The organism is Pseudomonas sp. PAMC 25886 (genome assembly GCF_000242655.1).
In the GTDB taxonomy this organism is placed as follows: Bacteria; Pseudomonadota; Gammaproteobacteria; order Pseudomonadales; family Pseudomonadaceae; genus Aquipseudomonas.
Genome location: NZ_AHHC01000020.1, coordinates 132,711 through 150,559 on the forward strand (window position 1 = coordinate 132,711; position 17,849 = coordinate 150,559).

Annotated in this window: 13 protein-coding genes; 6 read left to right on the plus strand and 7 right to left on the minus strand. The window is 57.2% G+C overall.

Annotated features, from left to right (window positions below; genetic code table 11):
• Window positions 1-262 precede the first annotated feature (262 nt).
• On the plus strand, window positions 263-1,558 hold the full coding sequence (gene gbcA, locus MUM_RS0104555) for a glycine-betaine demethylase subunit GbcA (protein ID WP_003216945.1): 1,296 nt from the start codon (window positions 263-265) through the stop codon (window positions 1,556-1,558).
• A 767-nt stretch (window positions 1,559-2,325) separates the two neighbouring features.
• Here gbcA and etfB read toward each other — a convergent pair.
• The 6 genes from etfB to MUM_RS0104585 form a co-directional block, all read right to left on the minus strand.
• A complete protein-coding gene (etfB, locus tag MUM_RS0104560) occupies window positions 2,326-3,096 on the minus strand; it encodes an electron transfer flavoprotein subunit beta (RefSeq protein WP_010167509.1) in 771 nt (256 codons plus the stop codon).
• Window positions 3,097-3,106: 10 nt separating this feature from the next.
• Window positions 3,107-4,327 carry an electron transfer flavoprotein subunit alpha gene (gene etfA / locus MUM_RS0104565; RefSeq protein WP_010167511.1) on the minus strand — a complete coding sequence of 407 codons (1,221 nt, stop codon included), beginning with the start codon at window positions 4,325-4,327 and terminating at the stop codon, window positions 3,107-3,109.
• The gene (gene dgcB, locus MUM_RS0104570) at window positions 4,324-6,267 is read right to left on the minus strand and encodes a dimethylglycine demethylation protein DgcB (RefSeq protein ID WP_010167513.1); all 1,944 of its coding nucleotides are present in this window, start codon (window positions 6,265-6,267) and stop codon (window positions 4,324-4,326) included. Before dgcB ends, etfA begins: the two co-directional genes overlap by 4 nt.
• 185 nt (window positions 6,268-6,452) lie before the next feature.
• A complete protein-coding gene (dgcA, locus tag MUM_RS0104575; RefSeq protein ID WP_010167515.1) occupies window positions 6,453-8,513 on the minus strand; it encodes a dimethylglycine demethylation protein DgcA in 2,061 nt (686 codons plus the stop codon).
• A 15-nt stretch (window positions 8,514-8,528) separates the two neighbouring features.
• Window positions 8,529-9,059, minus strand: a complete 531-nt coding sequence (locus tag MUM_RS0104580) for a DUF5943 domain-containing protein (protein ID WP_005792152.1) — start codon at window positions 9,057-9,059, stop codon at window positions 8,529-8,531.
• 79 nt (window positions 9,060-9,138) lie between these two features.
• On the minus strand, window positions 9,139-10,116 hold the full coding sequence (locus MUM_RS0104585; RefSeq protein ID WP_005792153.1) for a dipeptidase: 978 nt from the start codon (window positions 10,114-10,116) through the stop codon (window positions 9,139-9,141).
• A gap of 219 nt (window positions 10,117-10,335) precedes the next feature.
• On the opposite strand from MUM_RS0104585, the gene MUM_RS0104590 reads away from it, so the two are divergent.
• The 3 genes from MUM_RS0104590 (at window position 10,336) to MUM_RS1000000133980 (ending at window position 14,694) form a co-directional block, all read left to right on the plus strand.
• Entirely contained in the window at window positions 10,336-10,737 is a 402-nt protein-coding gene (locus tag MUM_RS0104590; RefSeq protein ID WP_010167522.1) for a lysozyme inhibitor LprI family protein, read from the plus strand.
• A gap of 42 nt (window positions 10,738-10,779) precedes the next feature.
• Window positions 10,780-11,196: a DUF3010 family protein gene (locus tag MUM_RS0104595; protein ID WP_010167524.1), complete on the plus strand. Its 417-nt coding sequence runs from the start codon at window positions 10,780-10,782 to the stop codon at window positions 11,194-11,196.
• Between the two features lie 765 nt (window positions 11,197-11,961).
• Window positions 11,962-14,694 (plus strand): hypothetical protein, encoded by a 2,733-nt coding sequence (locus MUM_RS1000000133980; protein ID WP_141629470.1) that lies wholly within the window; start codon window positions 11,962-11,964, stop codon window positions 14,692-14,694.
• 37 nt (window positions 14,695-14,731) lie between these two features.
• Here MUM_RS1000000133980 and MUM_RS0104600 read toward each other — a convergent pair whose 3' ends face one another.
• Complete coding sequence (locus MUM_RS0104600; protein WP_010167528.1) at window positions 14,732-15,721, minus strand: GlxA family transcriptional regulator; 990 nt, start codon at window positions 15,719-15,721, stop codon at window positions 14,732-14,734.
• 193 nt (window positions 15,722-15,914) lie between these two features.
• Between MUM_RS0104600 and MUM_RS0104605 the strand changes: the two genes are divergently transcribed.
• Together MUM_RS0104605 and MUM_RS0104610 are read left to right on the plus strand one after the other, a co-directional pair.
• Window positions 15,915-16,859, plus strand: a complete 945-nt coding sequence (locus MUM_RS0104605) for a choline ABC transporter substrate-binding protein (protein ID WP_010167531.1) — start codon at window positions 15,915-15,917, stop codon at window positions 16,857-16,859.
• 74 nt (window positions 16,860-16,933) lie between these two features.
• The gene (locus tag MUM_RS0104610; RefSeq protein WP_010167533.1) at window positions 16,934-17,821 is read left to right on the plus strand and encodes a 3-keto-5-aminohexanoate cleavage protein; all 888 of its coding nucleotides are present in this window, start codon (window positions 16,934-16,936) and stop codon (window positions 17,819-17,821) included.
• The last annotated feature ends 28 nt before the right edge of the window (window positions 17,822-17,849 follow it).

Consider the following 17,849-nt stretch of genomic DNA (forward strand, 5'->3'; position numbering starts at 1 on the left):
TCGGCTTTATGGTGGCGATTCTGCGTAACGCGAGAACCACCCATTTACCTATCTGCGACATTCACATACTTATCGCGACCAGCCCCCATACCACGGGGGTTGCGCGTCGGGAACAGAGTGGGCCATGTCGCTCATGGATAAGGTTCTGGCCTGCGCCGGCCCCACACTCGCTCCCAACAACGACGCTTTCTTTACGCCTTGCTGCAAAACCTGATTAGCCACTTTTCGCCGGCCACACAGAATGGCCATGAGGACACACACGATGGACGTCACCGCAACCTTAAGCTTGGGCGATCCGCTGGAACCCGCACGCAAGGCCACCGCGCAAATGCTGCAAGAACGCGAGCGCACCTTTTCGCTGCCGCAGCCGTTTTACTCTGATGAGCGGCTGTTCGATATCGACATGCAGGAAATTTTCCAGAAAGAGTGGTTGATCGCCGGCATGACCTGCGAGATCCCCGCCAAGGGCAACTACATCACCCTGCAAGTGGGCAAGAACCCGATCATCGTGATCCGCGGCGCCGACGGCGTGGTGCATGCGTTCCATAACGTGTGCCGCCATCGCGGTTCGCGCTTGTGCACCAGCGACAAGGGCAAGGTCGCCAAGCTGGTCTGCCATTACCACCAATGGACGTACGAGCTGGACGGCCGCCTGCTGTTCGCCGGCACCGAGATGGGCGCCGACTTCGACATGAAGCAGTACGGCTTGAAGCCTGTGAACGTGAAGACCGCCGGTGGCTATATCTTCATCAGCCTGTCGGAGAACCCGCCGGCCATCGACGACTTCCTGTCGACGCTGAGCCACTACATGGAACCCTACGACATGGAGAACACCAAGGTGGCGATCCAGACCACCTTGTTCGAAAAAGCCAACTGGAAGCTGGTACTGGAAAACAACCGCGAGTGCTACCACTGCAACGCGTCGCACCCGGAACTGTTGAAAACCCTGCTGGAATGGGACGATGTCACAGACCCACGGGCCGACCAGGCCTTCAAGGATCACGTGGCCGCCTCCGCCGCCGCGTGGGACGCCGAGAAGATCCCTTACGCCCACGCCAGTTTCGGCCTGCGCAACCGCATCGTGCGCATGCCGCTGCTCAAGGGCACCGTGTCGATGACCCTCGACGGCAAGCAAGGCTGCAACAAGCTGATGGGCCGCATCAAGAACCCGGACCTGGGCTCGATGCGCATCCTGCACCTGCCACACTCGTGGAACCACTGCATGGGCGACCACATCATCGTGTTCACCGTGTGGCCGATCAGCGCCCAGGAAACCATGGTCACCACCAAATGGATCGTGCACAAGGACGCCGTGGAAGGCGTGGACTACGACGTCGAGCGCATGCGCAAAGTGTGGGACGCCACCAATGACCAGGACCGGCGCCTGGCCGAAGAAAACCAGCGCGGCATCAACTCCACGGCGTACCAGCCGGGGCCGTATTCCAAGACCTATGAGTTTGGCGTGGTCAACTTTGTGGATTGGTACAGCGAGCGGATGCTGAGCAACCTGGGGGCGGCACCGGCGCCGTATCTGAAAGGCGTTGCCGTACATGAGTAACCAGCTGACACGCTGCTGATCAAAATGTGGGAGCCGGGCTTGCCCGCGATAGCGATTTAACATTCAACCCCTCTGTTGGCTGTTACTCCGTCATCGCGGGCAAGCCCGGCTCCCACAATAATTTATGGCTGTACATAATTCATCCAACACCCTGACAGACCAATGGCGCCCTGGCTTCCAGCCATTGCCCAACAACTTATCCACAAAGCCACCCACAGCAATTGTGGGCAACTGCGCTTTCCTATCGAAATAAAATCAAGAAAATCCGTGACTTATTCAAAGAGACGGGTTTTATCCCGCATTGATCGTTTTTTGATCTAAAGCCTGAAAGCCACGCTCCGTATGGGCTACAGAGGAACGCAAACACCTTATCCACAGAAGCGCCAACAGACTTTGGGGGCAACTTTGGCCTGTCTGTGGAAAACCGCCTGTGACTGAGTGAAATCGCGGCTTTGAGAGGGAAAACCCGTCGAAAAGCCAATATTGATCATATTTTGATCAGACCACTGAAAGCCACGTTCTGCATGGCCTACAGCGGATAGCGAACATCTTATCCACAGAAGCACCAACAGACTTTGGGGGCAAGTGTGCGCCGCTGGTTTTCCTTATCCACAGAAAAACCCAAGGAAAAACCGTCAGTTAGGTTGATTGTTTTTCGTACAACGGGCTGGAGGGCTTGATTTGCATGGGGTGTGGACAGCCGCGAACAGGTTATCCACAGGCGGGTTAACAGGGATTGTGGGTAAAGCCACAATCCCTGGATAAGGTCAGCGAACCACGCCTTCTTCTATGAGCAACTTGAGAATGGCCTGGGCACCGTCTTGCGGGCTGACACCCTTGAGCACCTGCCCGCCACCGCCGCTGGCCTTGGCCGTGGCCGCTTTCATACGGTCGGCACCACTCTTGGCCTTGATCACCTTGAGGCGCTTGGGCCGTGGTTTGGCCGGTTGCAACACAGCGCCTGTGAATAACTCATCCTCCAACACCTCGACGTCATGGGCTTCCAGCACGCCGCGCTGAGCCGGCCCGTAGGCGCTTTGCCGGGGCTTGGGCGCCGCGTTATCCACCGTGGCCAGGAACGGCAAGCGCACCTTCAAGCGCCGCCGCTGGCCACGTGGCAGCGCTTGGAGTACATGGGCCACGCCGCCGTCGATGGATTCCACCTGGGCCAGGCCGACAATCAGCGGCCAGCCCAACTGCTCGGCCAGCAGGAACGGCAACATTCCCGAGCCTTCGCCGGTTTCCGCCTGGCTGCCGGTGAGTACCACGTGGGCGCCCGCGTCCCGCAGATAGTCACTGAGCGCCGGCAAAGCATCCGTCCCGGCCGGTTGTTCAAGCACATGCAACTGCGGCAAACCCATGCCCAGGTAAGCGCGCAGGGTCGGTTCGGCGATGTCGCCGGCGTGCAGCACTTGCAGGTTATCCCCAGCCAGTTGCAGGCCCAGTTCCACCGCACGGGCATCTTGCTCGGCACGGCGAGGCCGGCCGGAAGTCGGGTGGGCGCCGATGGACACCAGGCTGATTACGTTCGTCGTCATGGCCATTTCCTTAAGCCGCATCGCGCTTGGCGCCATTGCGGTAGGCCTCGACCGCAACGATCAAGGCTTGCAGAATCGCGGCGCTTTCGCCGATCACCGACAGGTCGGCACGCTTGATCATGTCGCAGCCCGGGTCGAGGTTGATCGCCACCACCTTGTCGCAGGCACCAATGCCTTGCAGGTGCTGGATCGCCCCGGAAATCCCCACCGCCACGTAGACCCGTGCGGTGACCCAGGTGCCGCTGGCGCCGACCTGCCGATCACGCGCCATAAAGCCATCGTCCACCGCCACCCGAGAGGCGCCTTCTGTTGCGCCCAACGCGGCGGCAGTCTGGTGGAACAGTGCCCAGTCCTTGACCCCGTTGCCGCCAGAGAAAATAAACTCCGCTTCGGCCATGGGAATCGCTGCCGGGTCCACGGCCACCGCGCCCAAATCTTCGATGCGCGGCAAGCTGCGGGCCAGGCTGGTGGATAACTCCACCGTCAGTACTTCATGACGGGTTTCACTGACGGGCTCCGCGCACTCCGCCGCGGCCAGGATCATTCGTGGCAGTGGCCGGGCCAAATCCTGCTGGCCAGCACCTGCGCGGCCAATACATTCCTGGCCCTTGATCTGCCAGACCCGCGTGGCCGGGCGTTCCTTGAGGCTGGCGGCAAAGCGCCGGCCCAATTCGCCGCCACCGCTGCGGCTGTCCGGCAGCAGCCAGTGGCGCGGGTTGAACTGGTTATCCACAGCCCGCAGGCCATGCACCCGTTGCTCCGGTGAATAACCGTCGAACTCGTGGCCGTCCAGCACCAGCAGCCGATCCACACCAGCAGTGGCAAAGGCGTTTTCCTTGTGCTCGCCGAATACCACGGCCAGCACGGCACCGTCGTTGCCGGCCAACTGCCGGGCCAGGCCCAGCAGGTCGCGGTCGTGGCTGCTCAGACGGCCGCCGACCATGTCCGGCACCACGTTGATGTAAAACGCCGGCGCGGCCACCTGATGCAACGGCAACTGCACTTCCACTGCCGCAGAACGCTTGACCGCGCCACCCTGTTGAGCACCGCTGCGGTCGATACGCTTGATGCCGTTGGGGCCGATAAAACCGACACCATGCACATTTTTGCGGATGACGCCGTTCGGTCCCATCCAGCTGTGTTGCACCGGCTGCATCGCCGCGTGCAGCGGGTGCAGGCGGTTGCGGGCGATCCATTCGGCCCGTGGGTCGCGGCGGATAATATCGCTCATATATGCACCTGCGCAGGTTCGCGTTTCGGGGTCTTGGCCGGGGCTGCGTCTTCGAGCAAGGCGTCGGCCACCAACTCGGCGATGTCCTTGATCAGCGGACGCGGCTCGACCACACCTTCAAGCATCGCTGTGCACTGTGGACACCCCACGGCCACCAGCTCGGCGCCGGTCTCGCGGATGTCTTCCATGCGCATGTCGGGAATCCGTTGCTTGCCGGGAATGTCGGTGATCGGCGCCCCGCCACCGCCGCCGCAGCAGCGTGAGCGGAAGCCGGAACGTTGCATCTCCTTGACCTCGATCCCCAGCGCCCGCAGCACGTGGCGCGGCGCTTCGTATTCGCCGTTGTAGCGGCCCAGGTAGCACGGGTCGTGATAGGTCACGCTGCTGCCTTTGTGCTGGCCCAGGTTCAGGGCGCCGGCGTCGATCAGTTCGGCCATGTAGGTGCTGTGGTGCTGCACGACGTAGTTGCCGTCAAAGGCGCCGTATTCGTTTTTCAGCACATGGAAACTATGAGGGTCGCAGGTGACGATGCGCTTGAAGCTGTACTTGGCCAGGGTCTGGATATTGCGTGAGGCCAACATCTGGAACGTTGCCTCATCGCCAAGGCGGCGGGCGACGTCACCGCTGTCACGCTCTTCAAGGCCCAGTACCGCGAAGTCGACCTTGGCCGCTTTCAGCACTTTGACGAAGGCGCGCAGGGTGCGCTGGTTGCGCATGTCGAAGGCGCCGTCGCCGACCCAGAACAGAACGTCGACGGTTTTTTTGTCGCTGAGCAATGGCAGGTTCAAGTCCGCCGCCCAGTTCATCCGCCCGCCCGGTGCGAAACCGCCCGGGTTGTCGGTGGCGATCAGGTTTTCCAGGACTTCGGCGCCCTTGTTCGGGGTCGCGCCTTTCTCCAGGGTGAGGTGGCGGCGCATGTCGACGATGGCGTCCACGTGCTCGATCATCATCGGGCACTCTTCCACGCAGGCGCGGCAGGTGGTGCACGACCACAGGGTCTCGGCGTCCACCAGGCCGTTGACGATTGGCTGGTGCGGGCTACCGGCATGTTCGCCAATGGCTTTGCCCGGATAGGGACTGCCAGCGAACTTGGCATCGGTGCCACCGGCCAGGCCGACGACCATGTCCTGAATCAGTTTTTTCGGGTTCAGCGGCTGGCCGGCGGCGAACGCCGGGCACGCGGCTTCGCACTTGCCGCACTGCACGCAGGCGTCGAAGCCGAGCAGTTGGTTCCAGGTGAAATCCACCGGCTTTTCCACGCCGAGGGGCGCGGTCTTATCGGCGAGATTCAGGGGCTTCAAACCGGTGGAACGGCCACCACCGAAGCGTTCGGCGCGGCGGTGCCAGGCCAGGTGCAAGGCACCCGCGAAGGCGTGCTTCATCGGGCCGCCCCAGGTCATGCCGAAGAACATTTCGGACACGCCCCACAGCACGCCCAGGCTGAGCAAGGCGGCGAGCAGCCAGCCGCCGAAGTCGGCAGGCAGAATCCCGGCCACCGGCAAGGTCACCAGGAAGAAGCTCACCGAGAACGCCATCAGGCTTTTCGGCAGGCGCATCCACGGGCCTTTCGACAGGCGCGCAGGCGGGTTGCGACGACGCAGGTAAACGAAGGTGGCGCCGACAAACATCAATACCGAGGCCAGCAGCAACGCGTAGCCGAGGATGCGGTTATGCAGGCCGAAACCATGCACCAGGATCGCCAGCAGCGCCGAAAGCACAAAGCCCAGGGCGGTGGCGACGTGGGTGTTGGCGATGTATTTGTCGCGGGCGACCACGTGGTGCAAGTCGACCATGTAGCGCTTGGGCATGGCCAAAAGGCCGCCGAGCAGGTCGACCTTGGAGGACCGGCCGCGGCGCCACATGTTCACCCGGCGCAGCGCGCCGAGGACCGCAAGGCCCAAGGCAGCAAAGAGCAGGATGGGAAGCAGGGTGTTCAACATGGTGAAGCTCCCAAAGACCACACAGGTCTTGTATGGAAACCGGCTCAATGTGGGAGCTGGCTTGCCTGCGATGGCAACAACTCGGTTTCACTTGAAACCGAGCCGCCTGCATCGCGGGCAAGCCCGGCTCCCACAGAAAAGCCGGCTCCCACATTGATCGGTTTCCACATTGGTTCGGTGTTGGGTCAGAAATCCTTGCACAGGCGCAGGGCGTCGTAGATGGCGGCGTGGGTATTACGCTGGGCCACACAGTCACCAATGCGGAACAGCAAGTACCCCTCGCCCGGCTCGCTCAGGCACGGTTGCGGCTTGATCGCGAACAGGGCTTCGATGTCCATCTGGCCCTTGTTGCGCGAGCCTTCCTTGAGCCCGTAATAGATCTCTTCGTCAGGACGCACGCCGTTCTCGACCACCACTTGATCGACCACCCGTTCCTCTTTGGCCCCGGTGTATTCGTTCTCCAGCACCGCCACCAGCTTGTCGCCCTCGCGGTAGACCTTTTCCAGCATCATGTCGCCGGTCATGATCACTTCCTTGGGGTACATGCTGCGGTAGTACGTCGGGAACGATGTACCGCCGATGGCCACGCCCGGCTTGATGTCGTCGGTGACGATCTCGACCTGGCTGCCCTTGTCCGCGAGGAAGTCCGCCACCGACATGCCGGTGAACTCGCAAATGGTGTCGTACACCAGCACGTTCTTGCCCGGTGCAACCTTGCCGTCGAGCACATCCCAGCTGCTGACCACCAGGCCTTCCGCCGCGCCCCAGTGTTCGTTCTGCTCCAGGAACGGATGACCGCCCACCGCCAGCACCACCACGTCCGGACGCAGGTCGAGGATGGTCGCCGCGTCCGCCGCCACGCCCAGGCGCAGGTCGACGTTCAGGCGTGCCAGTTCCAGCTGGAACCAGCGGGTGATCCCGGCAATCTGGTCGCGCTGCGGGGCCTTGGAAGCGGTGGTAATTTGGCCGCCGATAAATTCTTTCTTCTCGAACAGCGTCACGTCGTGGCCCCGTTCGGCGGCCACCCGTGCCGCTTCCATCCCGGCCGGGCCGGCACCCACCACCACGACTTTGCGTTTAGGCCCGGCGGATTTCTCGATGATGTGCGGCACGCCCATGTATTCACGGGAGGTGGCGGCGTTCTGGATGCACAGCACGTCCAGGCCCTGGTACTGCCGGTCGATGCAGTAGTTGGCGCCGACGCACTGTTTGATCTGGTCGATCTGGCCCATCTTGATCTTGGCGATCAGGTGCGGGTCGGCGATGTGGGCGCGGGTCATGCCGACCATGTCCACGTAGCCGCCTTCCAGAATACGGGTCGCCTGGTTCGGGTCCTTGATGTTCTGCGCGTGCAGCACCGGGGCCTTGACCACTTCCTTGATCCCGGCCGCCAAGTGCAGGAAGGGCTCCGGTGGATAACTCATGTTCGGGATGACGTTGGCCAGGGTGTTGTGGGTATCACAGCCCGAGCCGACCACGCCGATAAAGTCCAGCATGCCGGTGTCGTCGTAGTACTTGGCGATCTGTTTCATGTCCTCGTGGGACAAGCCGTCCGGGTGGAATTCATCGCCGCACAAACGGATGCCCACGCAGAAATCCGGGCCGACTTCCTTGCGCACCGCCTTCAATACTTCAAGGCCGAAACGCATGCGGTTTTCGAAGCTGCCGCCCCACTCGTCAGTACGTTTGTTAACCCGTGGGCTCCAGAACTGGTCGATCATGTGCTGGTGCACCGCCGACAGTTCCACGCCGTCCAGGCCACCGGCCTTGGCGCGTGCCGCCGCAGTGGCGTAGTTGCCGATCACCCGCCAGATTTCCTCCGGCTCGATGGTTTTGCAGGTCGCACGGTGCACCGGCTCGCGGATGCCCGACGGCGACAGCAACGTGGGCCAATGCTCGCCATCCCAGCGCGAACGACGGCCCATGTGGGTAATCTGGATCATGATCTTGGCGCCATGCTTGTGCATGGCATCGGCCAGGTTCTGGAAGTGCGGGATGATCCGGTCATCCGCCAGGTTCACCGATTTCCACCAGCCTTGGGGGCTGTCGATGGCGACACTGGAAGAACCGCCGCAGATCGCCAGGCCGATCCCGCCCTTGGCTTTCTCTTCGTAATACTTCACATAGCGGTCGGTGGTCATGCCGCCGTCGGTGGCATACACCTCGGCGTGGGCGGTACTGAGCACGCGGTTGCGGATGGTCAGTTTGCCGATCTGGATCGGCGCAAACATTGCTTCGAAAGCCATGGCAGGGTCCTCGACTTACAACGGCTTGACGGTGAACAGGCCGTCGTCGTGGCCCTCTTCGGAGCCGCCGTAGACTTGCTCGGCCACGGTGCGGATTTTGCTGCCGCGGGCTTCGAGGATCTGATCCATCGCGCCGGCAAACCAGCCGGTGAACATGTAGTCGACCTTGCGCCCGACCTTGCCGTACACATACACGAATGCCGAGTGTTCGAGCTTGACGCTGGCGGTGCCTTTGTCGAGGTCGATGTCCTGGATCTTGAACAGGCCCCAGCCGCGTTGCGACAGGCGCTTCATGTAGTGCTCGAACACCGCGACGCCTTCCAGGCCGTGGCATTCAGCTTCTTTTTCACACCAGTGCCAGGCGGATTTGTAACCGGCCTTGTAGAGGATTTCGGCGTAGGCGTCGGCCCCCAGGACTTCTTCGATACCCATGTGGTTGTTGACGAAGAAATGGCGCGGCACGTACAGCATCGGCAGGGCGTCGGAGGTCCAGACACCGGTTTCGCTGTCGACTTCGATAGGCAATTGAGGGGCGATCTTGGCCATGGAAACTTAACTCCAAACAATTCGGTTTATTGCCCGCTGCGCGGACGGCAGCGGGAAAGGATTCAGAAGATGCGGTGGCTTATTCGCCCCAGACGTCCTTCAGGACGTTGACCCAGTTTTCGCCCATGATCTTGCGCACCACGCGCTCAGGATGGCCGCGCTTGAGCAGGGTCTCGGTGAGGTTGGGGAACTCGCCCACGGTGCGGATGCCCAGCGGGTTGATGATCTTGCCGAAGCTGGTCAGGCGGCGGGCGTAGCCCTTGTCGTGGGTCAGCATTTCAAAGAAATCCTGGCCATGGCCCTGGGTGAAGTCGGTGCCGATGCCGATGGCGTCTTCGCCCACGATGTTCATGGTGTATTCGATGGCTTCGGCGTAGTCGTCGATGGTCGAATCGATGCCCTTGGCCAGGAACGGCGCGAACATGGTCACGCCGACAAAACCACCGTGGTCGGCGATGAACTTCAGTTCTTCATCGGACTTGTTGCGCGGGTGCTCTTTGAGACCCGACGGCAGGCAGTGGGAGTAGCACACCGGTTTTTTCGATTCGAGGATGACTTCTTCGGAGGTCTTGGAGCCCACGTGGGACAGGTCGCACATGATGCCGACGCGGTTCATCTCGGCGACGATCTCGCGACCGAAGCCCGACAGGCCGCCGTCGCGCTCGTAGCAGCCGGTGCCCACCAGGTTCTGGGTGTTGTAGCACATCTGCACCACGCCAACCCCGAGCTGCTTGAAGATCTCGACGTAGCCGAGCTGGTCTTCAAACGCATGGGCGTTCTGGAAGCCGAAAATGATACCGGTCTTGCCCTGCTCCTTGGCGCGACGGATATCGGCGGTGGTTTTCACCGGGATCACCAGGTCGCTGTTCTCGCGGATCAGGGTCTGGCTGGCCACGATGTTGTTAATGGTGGCCTGGAACCCTTCCCATACCGACACGGTGCAGTTGGCAGCGGTAAGGCCACCCTTGCGCATGTCTTCGAACAGGTCGCGGTTCCACTTGGCAATGATCAGCCCGTCGATAACGATGCTGTCGGCGTGCAATTCGGCTGGGCTCATCAGGCGTCCCCTTATTGGCGATTCATGCGCCGAATCGTCTGCCGGCGCTTTGGGGCCAGCATATGCCCCGGGGCAGAAGGAGCCGGGTGCAAAAACGACAAGGGAATTGCCGAAAGCGTCAATCCGCGACAAAGGCCAACATGACATCTCCGACGGGTATCTGTTCTTTGTCTTACGCTTGAGCCAGAATTTGCTCATCAACTGATATGAGACGGCGCAATGAAATCGATTTTCCTGGCTTTGGCACTCATCGCAACCGGCGTGCACGCGGCCGAAGACACCGACAACACGCCTTGCGATGGCATCGAGAACGACAAACAAACCCTGGAATGCGCTACCTATAACAAAACCACCGCCGAACAGCTGCTCAAGGATAACTACCAGGGGCTGCTGGAACGCATGGGGTCGACCTATGGCAGCAACAAGACGCAGCTGGCGGACATTACCGCTCGTCTGAAGGATGCCCAGCAGAAGTGGGAAAAGTTACGTGACGCGGATTGCGCCGTGGATACGTTCCCGGCGGTGGCGGGCAGCAAGGAGTATGCGATCCAGCAGAATGACTGTTTGGCGCGGATGAGTGATGAGCGGTCGGAGTTTTTGGAGTCGATTGGGCAGGAATAAGCGACAATCCCCTCCACTCTTTACTCAGAATCAAGGCTATTCATGACAATCTGCGGCATCGAAATCAAAGGCAGCGAAGCCATTATTGCTGTCGCCTCGCTCGACGGTCAGGCATTGAGCCATGCAGCCCTGACCACCAAGAAAATCGCCCTTGAAGACGATGATGAGGCGGCCAACGTCAAGGCCTTCGCCGCTCAGGTCAGCGCGTTTGTGCGGGAAAACGGCATCAGCCGCATCGCCATCAAGAAGCGCAGCAAGAAAGGCGAATTCGCCGGTGGCCCGACTACGTTCAAGATTGAAGGTGTGTTTCAGTTGCTGGAGGGCGTTGAAGTGACGCTGCTGTCGCCGCAGACCATCAATGCGCAGAACAAGAAACACGACTTTGCCCTGCCGGCGACGCTGAACAAGTATCAGCATGAGGCTTACAAGGCGGCATGTGCGGCGTTGGTGAAGAAGTAAGAGGCGTTTTATGCCCAATTATAGTCATCGGTATAACTGGCATAAATCAACCCTGCTCCCTCAGACATTTGGCAAACCTCGTCAGCTGCGGGTGAAAATATGACGCGATTCAATCCCACAGGCGATGATTACTGCCGGCACGCTGATCTCGGTCTAGCGTAATAACGGCCTAACCTTATCTAGACGCAATCCTAGGTAAAGTTGAGGGCTCTGGGTGAATCCGAAATACCAGCCCCATCTACAGTCATACGCCTTGCGTCCCCGAGTGGACATTCACGTCTCCGTATCCGCGCATCAAAAACGCCCCAACAACACGCCGCAGCTCCCTAAGTCGTCCGTCTAATACCACACCATTCATATAGAACCGCACGTTGATGCTGGCAAAATGACTTTATCGAGATTACTCTCAAAGATGCCGCGCATTGACATGCGAGGTCAACTCTATCTAAGACGCAGAGGGATTACTGTGACTGGACAGATATACAGCAGAATAAATGTGCTTCATCTTCCAAGATGCCTGTCATTTATTCAGTTAAAAAACTATTTCTATAGTCCGACTCTACCCACTTCCAGCATTGCGAAACCAAGGTATAAAAAACATGCATGCTACGATTCAAAGTTGTCCATCTCGATAACAGAACTATTAATCATCGTAAAAACACGATATATCCTTCGCACAAATCAAACCCTAAATACAGACCTATCCGCGTGTAAAAGCCAGCACTATTTCAAGCAACCAAAATAATTAAAATTAGAGACCTATTAATGAGTAAGACAGAAAAAACCATCTGGATTGACAGCATTCAACTCAAACAGATCAATGGTGAAACTTACATTCCCACAGTCATCACGTACAAAAGTGATGACAAGGTGCATATTGGAACTGAAGCAGAAGAAGAGGAAGCTAAAGGGCATATAGCCAACAAAAATTTCAAGGTCGATTTAGGCGATATTACTGCAGGATCGGCGCTACTAGAACGGAAAAAGTTTCAAACCAACATTGACGTAGAGAAAAGTGCATTTGAATTAACAAAAAATTTCTTTGACACCGTTCTAGCATATACAACGGCATTCAAAGCAAAAGATGATTATCACCGAATCAACGCAAAGATCATAGTTGCCGAACCTTTATCATTTCAGATTGAAACACCTGGGAAAAACTGGATAAAAAACTATCGAGACAATATCAAGCGGATACTTCATAACTTTGAATCCATTGACTTCTTACCGGAACCTTTCGCCGTATATCAGTATTATAGATACGGACTTCGCACGCCTCAGTTATCAGACAATATAAAGCATATTGCGTTGATAATTGACTTCGGAGGGGGAACATTTGATGCATGCATAATTGAGTCTACAAACAATGGCGATATTAGCCAAAGTGGAAAACATGCGAAACCTCTAGCCGCCGCTTCCATACCGATTGGTGGATTCTATATAAATACTATTTTGGCAGAGTATTTAATAAAACGAGACTTTGACGACCCCACAACAAAAAGCAAAATTGCGCAGCACATCACCACTGCCCAAAGATATCGTAAGGGCGAATTAAAATTCGACCAATTGAATGATGAAAAAAAATCTTTCATTCGAAATATTGAGCAAATAGAAAAAGAAATAGAAACGACGAAAAAAAACCTGACAAATCAAATAACCAACTGGTCAATTGGAAATACTGTATGTTATGAAAAGTCTCCTATAAAGCTTCCAAAAAACCCTTTCTCAAGTGAAACTCTATGGTATGAGTCCGAACTAATCGGCCATCAATTTAAAACAGTATTTGAACGTGAGGTCTGGGACAAGCAGATCAAAAAAACAATTGCACAAGTTATATCACGAGGTAGAGAAGCACTTCGAGGTCGACCTATCACCTCAACACTAATTTCCGGGGGATCATCAAATATTAGGATTCTAGAAAAGCTGCTAGAACGAGACTTTTCAGAAGAGTTAGGCCATGCAAGACCTTTACCTCTAAGCTCCTCATTTCAAGAGGTGGTAGCAAAAGGATTGGCAATTGAGTGCGCACGCCGCTATTTTGACCACGACAGCGAATTCATATCTGTAACTTACAACCCCATAAAATTAATACTGAATCCGGACGAAAAAGGTTTAGAGAGCAAGCGATTCACATCCATCCAAGATAAAATTGACATGACAAACACTAAAGAAGGGGATCTTATTCCATCCGCGCAATCATTGAAAAATTTTATTGATGAACCTTTATCTTGGAAAGTAAAGCTATCGTCCCCACCAAAGCGTATCTTGGAATACTACTTCTTGAGACCTCAAGCAGAGTCAAGTGAAATATCAATTGAGGAACGATACAACATAGAAAGCAGTAAAATTCATACTCGCGGCGATGCTTTTTTCGAAAGCAAAACTAAAGTAGAGCTTACAATCAAAGGCGACGGAACAACGACTCCAAGATTTATTTATTCCTCAGGAAATCCAGAAAAGCAGATACCGGAAGTATCATTTGAAGGAAAACCGTTTGTTATTGATATGACATCAGACTCTTCAAATGTCCAAAACAACCAATTCTTTATAGGCTTCGACTTCGGCACAAGCAACTCCTCTATATGTGAACTTACCGATCAAAATATAGTAACTATTACTAAAAGATCAAACGACGCTAGCTGGTCAGACCTTCGAAAAATTCTTCCAAATCTCCCATACCCGATTGCAATACCACTACGAAAATACTTGCAAGTTAACCATGAGAAAAATGCAATTGATTTAGCACGTGACGCATTTGAAGCAGCTCTCAGCTTCGCAGCATATACCGCAGCATCTGAAGCAAACGCTCATAACGTATTGGGTCGCGCTTTTAACGCATTTGCACATAGATCGATGGGCCCCCTGAAGGCGCTTCTAGAGTGCAGTCTTATCAATTTGAAATCAAAGTCTCACTTTTCAAAAGAATATGAAAAACTCTTCAGCGAACTTAAACCCGAGTTCGAATTAGCTATCAATCAATTCACAGACCACAAACACGCAAAATTAGAAAGCAGCAAAGTAGAGGCGCATCGTCATCTGACGTTAATAATGAATATCTGCAATCTTGCGCTACAAGATAAAATCTTCGGTTTTTTCGAGCGAATTTCGTCCTCAGGGATAAAAAGAAACCAATTTTCGGGTTTATTTAGATCGGCAATTGACAACCAACCTTTTGTAGATACGTTAATTTACAATGGAACCATTCCATTTAGCCAAAGCGAATGTCACATCTATGACACTGAAACTGGAAATTGCTTAACGCTATCCCCTCTTATCGTTTTTAGCGAACAAGCCAACACCACACACCAATATCAATGCAATATTTTTGACAAGCAAGAAGGCTACAACTATCTATTCAAACCAGTAGACACCGAGAATGTCTTCGACTCAGAATCTATTTGCATAGGATTAAAGGAGCAGATTGTGGAGCAACTGTATTCAGTAGAAAGTTCAATAGAAAACATAGTAAATATTCAACTTTCGAGCACTCCTGATTAGGCTCTTCATAAAGGTGCCTATTTAAATAATTAGGCACCTATTTAGGTTCTGCTGATACCAACGTCTCATGTGCAATTTGCACGCTAGCCCCAAGTCCTCTCCGATCTTCCCTTGGGCACTTGGCAAACCTCGCCCGGTAACTGCGTGTGAAATACGACGGCGACTCAAACCCGCAGGCGATGCTCACCTCCAGCACACTCATGTCGCTCTGGCGCAACAATTGCCGCGCCTTCTCCAGCCGCAAGCCGAGGTAGAAATTGCTCGGTGTGTCGTTCAGGTGCAGCCGAAACAGCCGCTCCAATTGCCGCCGCGTCACCTTGATCGTCTCCGCCAGTGCCAGTGTGCTCAGCGGCGGTTCGGTGTGCTGCTCCATCTCGCCAATCACCTGCACCAGCTTCTTGTTGTTGATGCCGTAGCGCGTGGCGATCTGCATGCGTTGGTGGTCTTTGCGCGGGCGGATGCGGCCGAGCACAAACTGTTCGGACACCTGGATCGCCAACTCCGGCCCATGGGCCTGGCTGATCAGGTCGAGCATCAGGTCGATGGACGCGGTGCCGCCCGCCGAGGTGATGCGCCGTCGATCGATCTCGAACAGCTCCTGGGTCACCGTCAGCTGTGGATAAGATTCCTTGAAGGCGTCGATGGCTTCCCAGTGCAGGGTCAGGCGGTGGCCGTCGAGCAGGCCCGCTTCGGCGAGCACGCAGGCGCCGGTGTCGATGGCGCCCAGGGTCACCCCGTCGTGGTCAAGGCGGCGCAGCCAGTGTTCCAGGGCCGGCGTGGCGAACTTTAGCGGTTCGAAGCCGGCCACCACCAATAGGGTCGCGCCCTTCTTCAATGGCTCCAGGGCGGCGTCGGCGTTGACCGACATGCCGTTGCTCGCCAGCACCGCGCCGCCGTCGGCGCTCAAGACGTGCCAGCGGTACAGTTCGCCACGAAAGCGATTGGCAACCCGCAGCGGTTCGATCGCGGAGATAAAGCCAATGGCGGAGAAACCCGGCATCAGCAGAAAGTAGAAATCCTGGGACATGGAGCGCTCTCGTAGGACGGACAGCGTGGTCACTGTGATACGCCAGTTCAATCGGTCATTCAAGGGGGCAGGTCGCTGCAGTGCAAGAGCTGGTCGCCGCCGTGCGTTTTGTCGCCTCTGAAGCTGCGTAACTTGGCTGCACGGCGCACAAAGACGCCGGAACCCACAATAACAACCTGCCGAGGGAACCACCATGAACCGACTGATCAGCCGCTGCGTGCTCGCACTCAGCGCCAGCGCCATTTTGAGCACTAACGTCATGGCAGCCGATGCGGCTTCTTGCCAGAACGTGCGCATGGGCGTGGTGAACTGGACCGACGTAATCGCGACCAGCGCCATGACTCAAGTGTTGCTCGACGGCCTCGGCTACAAGACCAAACAAACCAGCGCCTCCCAGCAAATCATCTTTGCCGGGATCCGCGACCAGCGCCTGGACCTGTTCCTGGGCTACTGGAACCCGTTGATGACCCAGACCATCACCCCGTTTGTCGACGCCAAGCAGGTCAAGGTGCTCGACAAGCCGTCGCTGGAAGACGCCCGCGCGACCTTGGCGGTGCCGACTTACCTGGCTGACAAGGGCCTGAAAACCTTCGCCGACATCGCCAGGTTTGAAAAGGAACTGGGTGGCAAGATCTACGGCATCGAACCGGGCTCGGGAGCCAACACCCAGATCAAGGCGATGATCGCCAAGAATCAATTTGGCCTCGGCAAATTCCAGCTGGTGGAATCCAGCGAGGCCGGCATGCTCGCCGCCGTCGACCGCGCCGTGCGCCGCAAGGAAGCCGTGGTGTTCTTCGGCTGGGCGCCGCACCCGATGAACGTCAATGTGGCCATGACTTACCTCACCGGCAGCGATGACGCCCTGGGCCCGAACGAAGGCATGGCCACCGTGTGGTCGGTCACTTCGCCGACCTACGCCGAGCAATGCCCCAACGTGCACAAGCTGCTCAGCAACCTGACCTTCACCGCCGCCGACGAGAGCCGAATGATGCAGCCGCTGCTGGATCACAAGGACGCTCTCGAATCGGCCAAGCAATGGCTCAAGGATCACCCGCAAGACCAGCAGCGCTGGCTGGAAGGCGTGACCACCTTTGACGGCAAACCGGCCGCCGCCAACCTGCAATTGACCAGCAAATAACCTTTTCTGAATCACCGTTTCGCAGCCGCTCCCGGCTGCGAACGGCATCACCACGCCTGTAAGGAACCTGCCTCATGAACCACGACGTCATCATCACCTGCGCACTCACCGGTGCTGGCGACACGACCGCCAGAAGCCCTCACGTGCCGGTCACTCCCAAACAAATCGCTGCCGCTGCGGTGGAAGCAGCCAAGGCCGGTGCCACCGTGGTGCATTGCCACGTACGTGACCCCCAAACCGGCAAGTTCAGCCGCGACGTGGCGCTGTACCGCGAAGTGATGGAGCGCATCCGCGAGGCGGACGTCGACATCATCGTCAACCTCACCGCCGGCATGGGTGGCGACCTGGAAATCGGTGGCGGCGAGAACCCCATGGAGTTCGGCCCCAACACCGATCTGGTCGGCCCGTTGACCCGCCTGGCCCATGTGGAAGAACTGTTGCCGGAAATCTGCACCCTCGATTGCGGCACCCTGAACTTCGGCGATGGCGACACCATTTACGTCTCCACCCCGGCCCAGCTGCGGGCGGGCGCCAAGCGTATCCAGGAGCTGGGCGTTAAAGCCGAGCTGGAAATTTTCGACACGGGTCACCTGTGGTTCGCCAAGCAGATGATCAAGGAAGGCTTGCTCGACAACCCGCTGTTCCAGCTGTGCCTGGGCATCCCATGGGGCGCGCCGGCCGACACCACCACCATGAAGGCCATGGTCGACAACCTGCCGGCTGATGCGGTGTGGGCCGGCTTCGGGATTGGGCGCATGCAGATGCCAATGGCGGCGCAAGCGGTGCTGCTGGGCGGCAACGTGCGGGTCGGCCTGGAAGACAACCTGTGGCTGGACAAGGGCGTACTGGCCACCAACGGCCAACTGGTGGAACGCGCCAGCGAAATCCTCAGCCGCCTCGGTGCACGGGTCATGACCCCTGCCGAAGGCCGCGTGAAGATGGGTTTGACCAAACGCGGCTGACTGTTCCGAACAGCACCGAACCTTGTGG

Bases quoted from the DNA above. Each gene is read 5' to 3' on its own strand.
- gbcA (WP_003216945.1), top strand. From the start codon at position 263: ATGGACGTCACCGCAACCTTAAGCTTGGGCGATCCGCTGGAACCCGCA.
- etfB (WP_010167509.1), bottom strand. From the start codon at position 3,096: ATGACGACGAACGTAATCAGCCTGGTGTCCATCGGCGCCCACCCGACT.
- etfA (WP_010167511.1), bottom strand. From the start codon at position 4,327: ATGAGCGATATTATCCGCCGCGACCCACGGGCCGAATGGATCGCCCGC.
- dgcB (WP_010167513.1), bottom strand. From the start codon at position 6,267: ATGTTGAACACCCTGCTTCCCATCCTGCTCTTTGCTGCCTTGGGCCTT.
- dgcA (WP_010167515.1), bottom strand. From the start codon at position 8,513: ATGGCTTTCGAAGCAATGTTTGCGCCGATCCAGATCGGCAAACTGACC.
- MUM_RS0104580 (WP_005792152.1), bottom strand. From the start codon at position 9,059: ATGGCCAAGATCGCCCCTCAATTGCCTATCGAAGTCGACAGCGAAACC.
- MUM_RS0104585 (WP_005792153.1), bottom strand. From the start codon at position 10,116: ATGAGCCCAGCCGAATTGCACGCCGACAGCATCGTTATCGACGGGCTG.
- MUM_RS0104590 (WP_010167522.1), top strand. From the start codon at position 10,336: ATGAAATCGATTTTCCTGGCTTTGGCACTCATCGCAACCGGCGTGCAC.
- MUM_RS0104595 (WP_010167524.1), top strand. From the start codon at position 10,780: ATGACAATCTGCGGCATCGAAATCAAAGGCAGCGAAGCCATTATTGCT.
- MUM_RS1000000133980 (WP_141629470.1), top strand. From the start codon at position 11,962: ATGAGTAAGACAGAAAAAACCATCTGGATTGACAGCATTCAACTCAAA.
- MUM_RS0104600 (WP_010167528.1), bottom strand. From the start codon at position 15,721: ATGTCCCAGGATTTCTACTTTCTGCTGATGCCGGGTTTCTCCGCCATT.
- MUM_RS0104605 (WP_010167531.1), top strand. From the start codon at position 15,915: ATGAACCGACTGATCAGCCGCTGCGTGCTCGCACTCAGCGCCAGCGCC.
- MUM_RS0104610 (WP_010167533.1), top strand. From the start codon at position 16,934: ATGAACCACGACGTCATCATCACCTGCGCACTCACCGGTGCTGGCGAC.